Genomic DNA, 13,175 nt, shown 5'->3' with positions numbered 1-13,175 from the left:
TCGCAAACTCATTATTGTTGTTAACCGACATGAGCCGAATTTATCAGGTCTGACTTTTCGGTCAATGATTTTCTGACTTAAAGGTCAGGAAATAGTGTTTTGTCGATCAACGACTCGTTCCTTCATTATTGACCCTCACGGGATAGCTTGCCTTTTGCTTGAATCGTGCCAAAAACCGCTGGGTGGGCACTCCGCCATGACCCATCAATTGCGCTACACTGCGCCGCTTGTGCAGATCGAAGAGTTTGAAGGACAACCATGACGTTCAAGGCGCCGGACAGCCTCGCCGAGCAAATCGCTCACCACCTCGCCGAACGTATCATTCGCGGCGAAATGAAGCCTGGGGAGCGCATTCAGGAACAGAAGGTCACGCTGGCGCTCAATGTCAGCCGCGGTTCCGTCCGTGAGGCCTTGCTGATTCTCGAGCGCCGTCACTTGATCGCGATTTTGCCGCGACGTGGCGCCCACGTGACCGAACTCACGGCGCACAAGGTGCAGAGCCTGTGCACGCTGATGAGCGAGTTGTACATTCTGCTCGGCAACGCCGTGGCCAGCGGCTGGCAAGTCCAGGCCGACATGGCGCCGTTCGTGCAGATCCAGCAGCGCCTGACCGACAGCTACGAACGCCAGGACATCCGCACGTTCGTCGACGACAGCTTCAGTGTGATGCGCGCCGCCTATCCGTTCGCCAACAACCCGTACTTGCAGGAAACCGTCGAGAATCTGCAACCGGCCATGAGCCGCGCGTATTTCCTTGCGCTGGATCAGCGCAAGGCCTCGATGAGCGAGTTCCTCGAGCTGTTCGAACGCTTGCTCGCTGCCGTGCTGGCTCGTGACTTTGCGCAGATCCGCGTGGTGCTGACGGCGTATGCCCAGCGCAGCTGCGATCTGGTGGTCTCTGCCCTGACGGTCGCTTAAGCGTGCGGCTCAAGTGCATCAAACTGGCGGGGTTCAAATCCTTCGTCGACCCGACCACGGTGAACTTCCCCAGTAACATGGCGGCAGTGGTCGGCCCCAATGGTTGCGGCAAGTCGAACATCATCGACGCCGTGCGTTGGGTGATGGGCGAGAGCTCGGCCAAGAACTTGCGCGGCGAGTCGATGACCGACGTCATCTTCAACGGCTCGACCAGCCGTAAACCGGTGAGCCAGGCCAGCATTGAGCTGGTGTTCGATAACTCCGACGGTACCCTGCTTGGCGAATGGGCTGCCTATGCGGAGATTTCCATTCGCCGCAAAGTGACCCGCGACAGCCAGACCACCTACTACCTCAACGGCACCAAATGCCGTCGCCGCGATATCACCGACATCTTTTTGGGTACCGGCCTCGGCCCGCGCAGCTATTCGATTATCGAGCAGGGGATGATCTCCAAGCTGATCGAGTCCAAGCCCGAAGACCTGCGCAATTTCATCGAAGAAGCCGCCGGTATTTCCAAGTACAAGGAACGTCGACGCGAGACTGAAAACCGTATCCGCCGTACCCACGAAAACCTTGCCCGCCTGACCGACCTGCGCGAAGAGCTCGAGCGTCAGCTTGAACGCTTGCACCGCCAGGCCGAGGCCGCCAAGAAGTATCAGGAATACAAAGGCGAAGAGCGCCAGCTCAAGGCCCAGCTGTCGGCCCTGCGCTGGCAGGCATTGAACGAACAGGTCGGCCAGCGCGAGTCGATCATCGGCACTCAGGAGGTCACCTTCGAAGCCCTGGTGGCCGAGCAACGTAATGCCGACGCGGCCATCGAACGCCTGCGTGACGGTCATCACGATCTCTCCGAACGCTTCAATCTGGTGCAGGGGCGTTTTTATTCGGTCGGCGGTGATATCGCCCGGGTCGAACAGAGCATCCAGCACGGTCAGCAGCGTTTGCGTCAGTTGCAGGACGACCTGAAGGAAGCCGAGCGCGCGCGGCTGGAAACCGAGTCTCACTTGGGCCACGACCGCACCTTGCTGCTGACCTTGGGCGAAGAGCTGGACATGCTCACGCCGGAACAGGAAGTCACTAGCGCCGCTGCCGAAGAAGCTGCTGCCGCGCTCGAAGAATCCGAAACCACCATGCACGGCTGGCAGGAGCAGTGGGACACCTTCAACCTCACCGCCGCCGAGCCACGCCGTCAGTCTGAAGTTCAGCAGTCGCGGATCCAGCAGCTGGAAACCAGCATGGAACGTTTGGCCGATCGCCAGAAACGTCTTGGTGAAGAGCGTGCGTTGCTGTCGGCGGATCCGGAAGACGCGGCGATCATGGAACTCAGCGAGCAGTTGGCCGCGTCCGAGGCCACGCTCGAAGACTTGCAAGCCAGTGAGGAGGCTCAGGTCGAGCGCCTCGAGCAACTGCGTCAGGAGCTGCAGCAAGCGCTCTCGGCGCAGCAGCAAGCCCAAGGTGATTTACAGCGGCTCAACGGTCGACTGGCGTCGTTGGAAGCCTTGCAGCAAGCCGCGCTCGATCCAGGCACCGGCACTGCCGAATGGCTGCGCGAACAGCATCTGGCGGATCGTCCGCGTCTGGCCGAAGGCCTGAAGGTCGAGGCCGGTTGGGAGCTGGCGGTGGAAACCGTGCTCGGCGCCGACCTGCAAGCGGTGCTGGTGGATGACTTCGGTGATTTCGATCTGGCCGGGTTTGCCCAAGGCGATTTGCGCCTGCTCAGCCCGGCCACCGATGGCGTGCGCATGCCTGGCAGTTTGCTCGACAAGGTCGAGGCGCAGATTGATTTGTCGCCATGGCTGGGGCAGGTCAAACCGGTCGACAGCCTTGAGCAGGCCTTGGCCTTGCGCGGGCAATTGGCCGCCGGGCAAAGCCTGATCAGCCGCGACGGTTACTGGGTCGGTCGACACTTTTTGCGTGTGCGCCGGGCCAGCGAAGCGGAAAGCGGTGTACTCGCCCGTGGTCAGGAAATCCAGCGGTTGGGTCTTGAGCGCGAAGAGCGCGAAGCCACGGTCGAAACCCTCGAAACTCAATTGCAAAACCTGCGGGCGCAACAGCGTCAGCAGGAAAACGGTCGCGAACATTTACGCCGTTTGCTGCAAGACGAAGCCCGTCAGCAAGGCGAATTGAAAGCCCAGTTGTCCGCCGGCAAAGCCAAGGTCGAGCAGTTGACCCTGCGCCGCACCCGTCTCGATGAAGAACTCACCGAGCTGAGCGAACAGCGCGCCCTGGAACACGAAAACATCGGCGAAGCGCGCCTGCAATTGCAGGAAGCCCTCGACAGCATGGCGCTGGACACCGAGCAGCGTGAGTTGCTGTTGGCCCAGCGCGACAGCCTGCGCGAACGCCTCGACCGGGTGCGTCAGGAAGCCCGGCAGCACAAGGATCATGCGCATCAATTGGCGGTGCGCCTCGGTTCGCTGAAGGCGCAACATGATTCCACTCGTCAGGCCCTTGAGCGGCTGGAAATGCAGTCCGAGCGCCTGACCGAGAAGCGCGAACAGTTGAGCCTCAACCTCGAAGAGGGCGAGGCGCCGCTGGAAGAGCTGCGGTTGAAACTCGAAGAGCTGCTCGACAAGCGCATGACCGTCGACGAAGAACTCAAGACCGCGCAAATCGCCATGGAAGACGCCGACCGCGAACTGCGCGACGCCGAAAAGCGCCGCACTCAGGCCGAGCAGCAATCCCAGTTGATTCGCAGCCAGCTCGAACAGCAGCGCATGGAATGGCAAGCGCTGACGGTGCGGCGCAAGACTTTGCAGGATCAATTGCTCGAGGACGGCTACGATCTCAACGGCGTGCTTGCCACGCTGCTGGCCGGAGCCAACGAGAAAGACGCCGAAGAAGAAATCGAGCGCATCGCCGCTCGAATTCAGCGCCTCGGCGCGATCAACCTCGCGGCCATCGACGAGTACCAGCAACAATCCGAGCGCAAACGTTATCTGGATGCGCAGAACGACGATTTGGTGGAAGCGCTGGATACGCTCGAGAACGTGATTCGCAAGATCGACAAGGAAACCCGAAACCGCTTCAAAGATACCTTTGATCAGATCAATGGTGGTTTACAGGCCCTTTTCCCAAAAGTTTTCGGTGGAGGACGCGCGTATTTGGAACTGACGGGCGAAGATCTACTCGATACAGGGGTAACGATCATGGCGCAGCCGCCAGGAAAGAAGAACAGCACCATCCATTTGCTCTCCGGTGGCGAAAAAGCCCTGACCGCATTGGCCCTGGTTTTTGCCATCTTCAAGTTGAATCCGGCGCCGTTCTGCATGCTCGATGAGGTTGACGCGCCATTGGATGACGCTAACGTTGGACGCTACGCACGGCTGGTCAAAGAGATGTCGCAGACGGTGCAGTTCATCTACATCACCCACAACAAGATCGCCATGGAAATGGCCGATCAATTGATGGGGGTGACGATGCACGAACCCGGTTGCTCGCGTCTGGTGGCAGTGGATGTGGAGGAGGCGATGGCAATGGTGGATGCCTGAATCATTGCTTGTAGGGCAGGTATTTTTGAGCTGTAGGGCTTTTTACTTGCCTTGACTTGCTGGCCAATCGACATAATTCGCGCAAGCCACTGTGACAGACGGTGTAAAGTTGCCTTTGGTCGTGCTAGTTTAATGTCAATTTTTCGTATACGTGGGCAAAACGCCTGTCAGAACATAGAGTTGGCGCCACGTTTTAAAGCGGTTTACACAATGTAAACCCCTTATTTTTCAGCATTTTTTATAGAGGCACGGGATTACATGGAAATCGGTCTGCGCGAGTGGCTGATCGTCATCGGCATTATTGTCATTGCCGGTATTCTTTTCGATGGCTGGCGTCGCATGCGCGGCGGCAAGGGAAAACTGAAATTCCGTCTTGACCGAAGTTTGTCCAATTTGCCGGACGAGGACACCAGCGCCGAGCTGTTGGGCCCGCCCCGCGTGCTGGATAACCACAAAGAACCGCAACTGGACGAGCATGATCTGCCGTCGGTGAGCATGCCTGCCCGTGAACCCCGCGAGTCGGGTTCCAAGCGCGGCAAGCGTGGCCATGGCGAGCCATCGCAAGGCGACTTGAACCTCAACCTGGACCTGGACGGCGGCCCGAGCTTCAACAGCCGTGACGATTTCCCGGATGACACCAAGCCCGCCAGCTCGACCGAGAAAGATCAGCCGCAAGCCGAAGAAGTGCTGGTGATCAGCGTGATCTGCCGCGACCCGGCCGGCTTCAAGGGTCCGGCGCTGTTGCAGAACATTCTGGAAAGCGGTCTGCGTTTCGGCGAGATGGACATTTTCCACCGTCACGAAAGCATGGCCGGTAACGGCGAAGTCCTGTTCTCCATGGCCAACGCGGTCAAGCCGGGCGTCTTCGATCTGGATGACATCGATCATTTCAGCACCCCGGCAGTGAGCTTCTTCCTCGGTCTGCCAGGCCCGCGTCATCCGAAGCAAGCCTTCGACGTGATGGTGGCTGCGGCACGCAAACTGTCCCAGGAGCTGAACGGCGAACTGAAAGACGACCAGCGCAGCGTGCTGACCGCCCAAACGATTGAGCACTACCGTCAGCGCATCGTCGAGTTCGAGCGTCGCGCTTTGACCCAGAAGCGTTAAAGTCAAAAGATCGCAGCCTCGTTTCACTCGACAGCTCCTACAGGGTTCGCGATTTTCTGTAGGAGCTGTCGAGTGAAACGAGGCTGCGATCTCTTGATCTTGATGAGATGAGATAGAGCAGCCTCGGCTGCTCTTTTGCTTTATGAGAGAACACCCATGACCGCCGCCAAAAACCGCATTCTAGAGCTGCGTGCCGAGCTCGATCAGCACAACTATCGCTACCACGTGCTGGACGAGCCCAGCATTCCGGACGTCGAATACGATCGCCTGTTCCACGAGCTCAAGGCCCTCGAAGCGGCCCATCCCGAATTGATCACCAGTGACTCGCCGACCCAGCGTGTCGGCAGCGCGGCGCTGTCGGCGTTTACCCAAGTGCGTCATGAAGTGCCGATGCTCAGCCTGGGCAACGCCTTCGAAGAAACCGACATGCGCGAATTCGATCGCCGGGTGACGGAAGGGCTGGATCTGCCGGTCGGCGACTTGTTTGGCAGTGGCGCAGCGGTGGAGTACAGCTGCGAACCCAAGCTCGATGGCCTGGCGGTCAGTCTGCTGTACCAGGATGGCGTGCTGGTGCGCGGCGCGACCCGCGGCGATGGCACCACTGGCGAAGACATCAGCGTCAACGTGCGCACCGTGCGCAATATTCCGCTCAAGCTGCATGGCACCGGCTGGCCGGCGACCCTGGAAGTGCGTGGCGAAGTGTTCATGTCCAAGGCCGGTTTCGAACGGCTCAACGCCACGCAACTGGAAGTGGGCGGCAAGACCTTCGCCAACCCGCGTAACGCGGCAGCGGGCAGTTTGCGGCAGCTGGATTCGAAGATCACCGCCAACCGTCCGCTGGAATTCTGCTGCTACGGCATCGGCCAGATTTCGGCCGATATTGCCGACACGCACATTGGCATTCTGCAGCAACTCAAAGCCTGGGGAATGCCGATCAGTCATGAGCTGAAACTGGCGCACGGCATCGAAGAATGCCTGGATTACTACCGCGACATCGGTGAGCGTCGCAATGCGCTCCAGTATGAAATCGACGGCGTGGTGTTCAAGGTCAACAGCATTGCTTCCCAGCGTGAACTGGGGTTCCGTGCTCGCGAACCGCGTTGGGCGATTGCTCACAAATTCCCGGCGATGGAAGAACTCACCGAACTGCTCGATGTGGAATTCCAGGTAGGCCGTACCGGTGCCGTGACGCCGGTGGCACGCTTGAAGCCGGTCAGGGTCGCGGGTGTCACCGTGGCCAATGCGACTTTGCACAACATGGATGAAGTTGCGCGACTGGGCCTGATGATCGGCGACACCGTGATCATTCGTCGCGCCGGCGATGTGATTCCGCAAGTGGTGCAAGTGGTCACCGAGCGCCGTCCGGAGAATGCCCGGGCGGTGCAGATTCCCGAGCAGTGCCCGGTCTGCGGCTCCCATGTCGAGCGCACGCAACTGGTCAAGCGCAGCAAGGGCCGCGAGACCATCAGCGAAGGCGCGGTGTATCGCTGCGTCGGGCGTCTGGCCTGTGGTGCGCAACTCAAGCAAGCGATCATTCACTTCGTTTCGCGCCGCGCCATGGACATTGAAGGTCTGGGCGAGAAGAGCGTCGAGCAACTGGTGGACGAAGGCCTGGTGAGTTCGCCGGCCGATCTCTACGCCCTGACGTTCGAGCAGATCGTCGACCTGGAAGGCTTTGCCGAACTGTCGAGCAAGAACCTGCTCGGCGCTATTCAAGACAGCAAGCAGCCGAGCCTGGCGCGGTTCATCTACGCCTTAGGCATTCCCGATGTCGGCGAAGAGACGGCCAAGGTCCTCGCACGTTCTCTCGGCTCTCTGGAGCGGGTTCAGCAGGCGTTGCCGCAAGTACTCACGTACTTGCCGGATGTCGGGCTGGAAGTGGCTCACGAGATTCACAGCTTCTTTGAAGACACGCATAACCAGCAGGTGATCAAGGATCTGCTCAAGCACGGCCTGCAGATTCAGGATCAGGGCGAGCTGGGTGCCGAATTTGCCGCCAGTACCACGTTGGGCGGTTTCCTCGACAAGTTGCACATTCCGTCGGTCGGGCCGGGCGGGGCGCAGAAGCTTGCGGACAAGTTCGGCTCGCTCGAAGCGGTGATGAGTGCTGATTGGCTGGACATGCGTCAGGCATTGCCGGAGAAGCAGGCGACTTCGGTTCGCGAGTTCTTTGCGGGGACCGAAAATCGTCAACTCGCCGAGGCCGCCGAAAAGCAGCTGCGTGATTTCGGCATGCATTGGCAGAGCGAGAAAAAGGTCGTCGAAGGGTTGCCGCTGGCCGGGCAGACTTGGGTGCTGACCGGTTCGCTGGAGCTGATGAGTCGCGATGTCGCCAAGGACAAACTTGAAAGCCTCGGCGCCAAGGTGGCCGGTTCCGTGTCGGCCAAGACCCATTGCGTGGTCGCCGGCCCGGGCGCGGGATCGAAGCTGGCCAAGGCCAATGAGCTGGGGTTGAAGGTGCTGGATGAAGAGGCGTTTGTGGCTCGGCTGAAGGAATACAACATCTCGATCTAGCGCGGGACCTGTGGCGAGGGAGCTTGCTCCCGTTCGGCGGCGAAGCCGTCGCAAGACCTGCTTGCACGGTATGTCTGACAAATCGCGGTTGCCGGTTCTGGGGCCGCTACGCAGCCCAACGGGAGCAAGCTCCCTCGCCACAAAGAACGCGGAACGATCACGGTACAAGAATGATCTAGTCTTGGCAGGCCCCAGGGAGAGATCGCCATGTACCGCTTCTTCGAACAGCTCAGTTCACGCATCGCCGCGCCCTTCATGGGTGAGCGTTTGCGCAACAGCAAGGTCTGGCATTGCCGTTGCGGGCAGTCGCTGTTCTTTCGCAACAGTCAGTGCCTGGCCTGTTCGGCAGCGCTGGGCTATCAGCCGCAGCAGAGTCGCTTGTCTTCGCTGCAACCCGGCCCGCAAGCGGATACCTGGTTGCTCGACGCCGATCCCGACGCGGGGGTGTTCCGCCGCTGCGCCAATCTCGACTCTCCAGCCGCATGCAACTGGCTGCTGCCGGCCAATGATCACGATGCGTTATGCATTGCGTGTAGCCTGAATCGCACCATCCCTGACCTGTCGATCCCCGAGAACCACGAGCGCTGGCGCAAAGTGGAAATCGCCAAGCGTCGTCTGGTGGCGCAGTTGATCAGCCTGGGCTTGTCGGTCATTCCGAAATCCATGGACGAAGACATCGGTCTGGCCTTCGACTTCATCGGTATCGACCTCGAAGGCAAGCCGCCGACCACCGGGCATGCCAACGGTCTGATCACCCTCGATATCAAGGAAGCCGACGACGCCCATCGCGAGCAAGTTCGCGTGCAGATGCACGAACCTTATCGCACGCTGCTCGGGCACTTTCGTCACGAGGTAGGGCATTACTACTGGGACCGCTTGGTCGCCAACAGTCATTGGCTGGAACCGTTCCGCGATCTGTTTGGTGACGAGCAAACAAGCTACGCCGACGCCCTTGAGCGGCATTATCAGCAAGGCGCACCGCTCGACTGGCAGCAACATTACGTCAGCGCCTACGCGACCATGCACCCTTGGGAAGACTGGGCCGAAACCTGGGCTCACTACCTGCACATGATGGATGCAGTGGACACCGCCCTGGGTTTTGGCATGAGTGCGCAGGAAATGGATTTCGACTACCAGCCGTTTCCGCCGAGCACGCTATTCGACCCGCAGCACCCCGGAGGCCCGGCGTTCCTGTCGTTCGTCAACGCATGGATCGAGCTGGCCGGCATGCTCAACGAACTGTCACGCAGCATGGGCCAACCGGATTTCTATCCGTTCGTCCTGCCGCCGGCGGTGATTGCCAAGCTGCACTTCATTCATCTGGTGATCCAGCAAGAGGGCGGCAGGGCGGATGAGGTGTTGGCGCAATAGGATCAAAAGATCGCAGCCTTGTAGCAGCTGGCGCAGCCTGCGTTCGGCTGCGCAGCAGTCGTGAAGTCAGGCAGCCCGGTTTTTACATAAGCCGCGAACACCGGGTTTACGACCGCTTCGCAGCCGAACGCAGGCTGCGCCAGCTGCTACAGGTCGCATTGTTTCAGGGTCAGCGCATGTCCTTGACGCAGCTCATATTTTTTAATCCACCCGAACGGTTGTAACTTCGTCTCAGATAGGTACAATGGCGCGGCTCGCCGTCAGGTGAGCGTCGTTATGGTGACCCCATCGGTCCCCCCGCAACGATTACCCGTGAACCTGGTCAGATCCGGAAGGAAGCAGCCACAGCGGGAACATTGTGTGCCGGGGTGTGGCTGGTGGGGTTGCCTCCATAACGCAACACGAACGCTCTTTCGTGTTTTCTATCTAAAAATTCTGTTTTGTCCCCTGCCACGGAGCTCATCCAGGGCGGTGTTTCGTCGTTTCCGAATTAAAGTACGGGATATAAAAAGGAGGCCGATCTGTCGCATTCGACAGATCGGCCTCTTTTTTTCATTTACTGGCACTAGGCTTGGACAAGGCCTGGTCAACCGCTGCGATCAGCTTTCCCAGATCCTTCGGGGTGGCTTTGTGTATGACGCTGAACAGGTATGCCCGCTGTTCATCTTCGTCTTCCAGATCTGCGAAAAAGGCTTTCAGCTTCACGCCCAGCACGTCGGCAAGCAAAAACAATGCTTCCACGCTGGGGGTATAGGTGCCGGTTTCGAAGCGACTGATGGTTTTGGGGTCAAAACCGGTTTTTTCGCCGAGTTCAGCCTGAGTAAGCCCTGCGACCTTACGGTAGCGTCGGATGGCTGGACCCAAACTTGAAATTTGCATCGCTCAATTCCCATTTAGAATCAAGAACTTAACGATAGATTTTTGCATTAGGCAACTGCATGATCCATCACCTTGCTTTGCAAAATGTGATGCATTTCGTAGAATCGCCGCTTCGAAGGGTTATTGGGTGATCTGCTTTCTGAAGTTTAGGCGATATGAAAAAGCCAGCATTGCGTTCCCTGCCGGGTATGCACAGAGGCCGCTGACGGTCTGAAACCTCGCGAAATATTACCAGAGTCGGTGTTGCTACTTTGCCCTGGATCTTCGGCGGTCCGGGGCCATCAAATGCTGTTCATGGAGTGATAACGTGTCTCTGCGCAGTACGTCTCAAAACACCTCTTCCGGGCATCCTGTGCTGGTCGAGCGGTACCACCGCTAGCGACAGTGAGCCTGACTCATGGATGAGAAATACCGCAGGGCCGTGGATGCAGCCGCCATTTTTTCCGAGACCGATCTGAACGGCCGGATTACCTATGTCAACGATCAATTCTGCGCCGTGTCCGGCTACAGCCGTGAGGAACTGCTGGGGCAAAACCATCGCCTGCTGAACTCCGGCCTGCATTCCGCCGACTTCTTCGCCGCCATGTGGCGCACCATCGCCCTGGGTAATATCTGGAAGGGCGAAATCTGTAATCGCGCCAAGGATGGCAGCCTGTATTGGGTCGACAGCACCATGGTGCCGGTGCTCGATGATTCCACCGGGCGCATTCACCGATACCTGTCGATTCGGTTCGACATCAGCGAAAAACGCCAACTCCTGCAATCCTTGCAATGGCGGGTCGGGCACGACGTGCTGACCGGGCTGCCCAATCGCGCGTTCCTGTCGGATTTACTGGATCAGGCGCTGGAATTCTCCCGGCATGAAAATATTCCGTTGGCGGTGTGCATGCTTGACCTCGACGGGTTCAAGGCGGTCAACGACGGTTACGGTCACGCCAGTGGCGATATGTTGCTGGTGGAAGTGGCCAAGCGTTTGCGCGACATTGTGCGCGGCGAAGACGTGGTGGCCCGACTGGCCGGTGACGAGTTCGTGCTGGTGCTGCGTTATGTGCGTGATCTGCAGGAGTTGCGCGCGGCGCTGAATCGCGTGTTGGGGGCGATTTCGGCGCCTTACACACTGCATGGCAAGGACATCAATGTGTTCGCCAGTATCGGCGTCACCCTGTTTCCCCACGATAACGAAGATGCCGAAACCCTGCTGCGTCATGCCGACCAGGCGATGTATGTGGCCAAGCAGAGCGGGCGAAACCGCTTTCATCTATTCGATGTCTCTCGGGATCAGGAGGTCAAGGCCACGCACCAGACCGTCGAGCGGGTGCGTCAGGCGCTGGTCGCCGGTGAGTTACGCCTGCATTTTCAGCCCAAGGTGAACATGCGCCGCGGCGTGGTCGTCGGTTTCGAGGCGTTGTTGCGTTGGGAGCACCCGCAAAACGGCATGGTGCCACCCCGGGAGTTTTTGCCGCTGGTGGAGGACACCGACCTGATCATCGATATCGGCGAATGGGTGATGGATCAGGTTTTGTCGCAGTTGCACCGTTGGCAGCAAGCGGGGCAGGGCTGGCCGATCAGTATCAATATCGCGGCGCGACATTTTCAGCGCGCCGATTTTGTCGACCGGCTCAGGCAGGTCCTCGCTCGACATGCCCAAGTCGCCCCGCAGATGCTCGATCTGGAAATCGTCGAGTCAGTGGCGATCGAGAATATCCAGCATGTCAGTGCCTGTTTGCAGGCCTGTCAGGCGTTGGGGGTGCAGTTCTCGTTGGGTGACTTTGGCACGGGTTACTCGTCCCTGAGTTACCTCAAGCGTTTACGTACCCAAACCATCAAAATCGATAAGTCGTTCGTGCGTGACATTCTGAATGATCACGACGACCTGGCTCTGACCACGGCGGTGATTGGCCTGGCCCGTGCGTTCGGCCGGCAGGTGATTGCCGAGGGGCTGGAAAGCGTTGAGCACGGTGAATTGCTGTTGCGGCTGGGATGCGAAGTCGCTCAAGGCTATTTCATCGCCCGCCCGATGCCTCCCGGTGAGGTGCCTGGCTGGGTGGCAGGGTTTGTCGCCCCGTCGCAATGGCAGGCGCTCGGCCAGACAGCCTGAGACATCATGCAGCTGCTACTGGTTGGCAGCAGGGTTACCGGTATAGAGCCGGATAATGTCATCAATCTCCCCGGACGTTTTCATTTGCAGCAACGTGTCCAGAATGCGTTGCACAGGCACCTTGGGGTCGTTGCGCACGTAGCAGCCGACGGTTTGTTCGTGTACCAGCGCTACGCTTTGCAGTTGTCGGTCGGGTAGCAGGCGCTGGTTGAACCAGTCCAGGGTCCATTGGCTGCTCACGGCATATCGGTAGCGTCCGGCCAGGAGTTTATCCAGCACCTGTTCCTGATTGCGCGCGTCATCGCGGTGCAGGCGGTCGGCGTCGAACAGCGGTTGCAGGGTCGGGTAGCTATAGCCGAGCACTGTGCCGATCGACTGCTGCGGCAGCTCTGCCGGGTTGACCGTGTCGGGTGAGCCTCGCCGGCCAATCAGCAAGTCGCGCTGAACCAGCAGTGGAACGCTCCAGATATAGTTGCCGGACAGGTTCGGCAACCAGGATTTTGAGATATAACAGCGCACATCGACTTCGCCGTGTTCCATGGCGTTTTGCACCCGTGCCCGAGGCAAGACATGAAATTGCGCCGGCATGCCGACCTGTGTCGCCAGGCTGAGCATGATGTCGTGCAGAATGCCCTGGGTCGGTCGGCCGCCGCGCTCCATCTGCGCCATGGGCATGGCCCAGCTGTCGGACACGACAAAGCGCAACGGCGCCTCGGCGGCTGAGACGTTCAGGCTGACCAACAGCAGTGCCCCCAAGGCAAAACGCATAAACGCTCCGGTACGGCTCAAACCTGAGC

8 protein-coding genes and 1 other RNA gene are annotated in these 13,175 nt (G+C 59.3%); 7 read left to right on the top strand and 2 right to left on the bottom strand.

Annotated elements, in window-relative coordinates; genetic code table 11:
- The first annotated feature begins 258 nt into the window (after window positions 1-258).
- The 6 genes from KGB18_RS02900 to ffs all read left to right on the top strand — a co-directional run bounded on the left by KGB18_RS02900 (window position 259) and on the right by ffs (window position 9,784).
- The gene (locus KGB18_RS02900) at window positions 259-918 is read left to right on the top strand and encodes a GntR family transcriptional regulator (protein ID WP_223569354.1); all 660 of its coding nucleotides are present in this window, start codon (window positions 259-261) and stop codon (window positions 916-918) included.
- 2 nt (window positions 919-920) lie between these two features.
- A complete protein-coding gene (gene smc, locus KGB18_RS02895) occupies window positions 921-4,409 on the top strand; it encodes a chromosome segregation protein SMC (RefSeq protein ID WP_123720846.1) in 3,489 nt (1,162 codons plus the stop codon).
- A gap of 258 nt (window positions 4,410-4,667) precedes the next feature.
- Window positions 4,668-5,516: a cell division protein ZipA gene (gene zipA / locus KGB18_RS02890; RefSeq protein ID WP_123720847.1), complete on the top strand. Its 849-nt coding sequence runs from the start codon at window positions 4,668-4,670 to the stop codon at window positions 5,514-5,516.
- Between the two features lie 156 nt (window positions 5,517-5,672).
- Window positions 5,673-8,030 carry an NAD-dependent DNA ligase LigA gene (gene ligA, locus KGB18_RS02885; RefSeq protein WP_223569353.1) on the top strand — a complete coding sequence of 786 codons (2,358 nt, stop codon included), beginning with the start codon at window positions 5,673-5,675 and terminating at the stop codon, window positions 8,028-8,030.
- Window positions 8,031-8,237: 207 nt separating this feature from the next.
- The gene (locus KGB18_RS02880; protein WP_123720849.1) at window positions 8,238-9,401 is read left to right on the top strand and encodes a putative zinc-binding metallopeptidase; all 1,164 of its coding nucleotides are present in this window, start codon (window positions 8,238-8,240) and stop codon (window positions 9,399-9,401) included.
- A gap of 286 nt (window positions 9,402-9,687) precedes the next feature.
- Window positions 9,688-9,784: signal recognition particle sRNA small type (gene ffs / locus KGB18_RS02875), an RNA gene on the top strand.
- 169 nt (window positions 9,785-9,953) lie between these two features.
- Here ffs and KGB18_RS02870 read toward each other — a convergent pair.
- Window positions 9,954-10,280: a helix-turn-helix domain-containing protein gene (locus KGB18_RS02870; protein ID WP_007905395.1), complete on the bottom strand. Its 327-nt coding sequence runs from the start codon at window positions 10,278-10,280 to the stop codon at window positions 9,954-9,956.
- Window positions 10,281-10,677: 397 nt separating this feature from the next.
- Between KGB18_RS02870 and KGB18_RS02865 the strand changes: the two genes are divergently transcribed.
- A complete protein-coding gene (locus KGB18_RS02865; RefSeq protein ID WP_223569352.1) occupies window positions 10,678-12,378 on the top strand; it encodes a putative bifunctional diguanylate cyclase/phosphodiesterase in 1,701 nt (566 codons plus the stop codon).
- A 15-nt stretch (window positions 12,379-12,393) separates the two neighbouring features.
- Here KGB18_RS02865 and KGB18_RS02860 read toward each other — a convergent pair whose 3' ends face one another.
- Window positions 12,394-13,146 (bottom strand): substrate-binding periplasmic protein, encoded by a 753-nt coding sequence (locus KGB18_RS02860; protein WP_123720851.1) that lies wholly within the window; start codon window positions 13,144-13,146, stop codon window positions 12,394-12,396.
- Window positions 13,147-13,175: the final 29 nt, after the last annotated feature.

Origin of the sequence: Pseudomonas sp. BF-R-26 (assembly GCF_019947395.1) — a bacterium.
Lineage (GTDB): Bacteria > Pseudomonadota > Gammaproteobacteria > Pseudomonadales > Pseudomonadaceae > Aquipseudomonas > Aquipseudomonas farris.
This window is presented reverse-complemented; position numbering and strand designations above follow the sequence as displayed.

Coding starts and splice junctions, on each gene's coding strand:
- KGB18_RS02900 (WP_223569354.1), top strand. CDS start 259: ATGACGTTCAAGGCGCCGGACAGCCTCGCCGAGCAAATCGCTCACCAC.
- zipA (WP_123720847.1), top strand. CDS start 4,668: ATGGAAATCGGTCTGCGCGAGTGGCTGATCGTCATCGGCATTATTGTC.
- ligA (WP_223569353.1), top strand. CDS start 5,673: ATGACCGCCGCCAAAAACCGCATTCTAGAGCTGCGTGCCGAGCTCGAT.
- KGB18_RS02880 (WP_123720849.1), top strand. CDS start 8,238: ATGTACCGCTTCTTCGAACAGCTCAGTTCACGCATCGCCGCGCCCTTC.
- KGB18_RS02870 (WP_007905395.1), bottom strand. CDS start 10,280: ATGCAAATTTCAAGTTTGGGTCCAGCCATCCGACGCTACCGTAAGGTC.
- KGB18_RS02865 (WP_223569352.1), top strand. CDS start 10,678: ATGGATGAGAAATACCGCAGGGCCGTGGATGCAGCCGCCATTTTTTCC.
- KGB18_RS02860 (WP_123720851.1), bottom strand. CDS start 13,146: ATGCGTTTTGCCTTGGGGGCACTGCTGTTGGTCAGCCTGAACGTCTCA.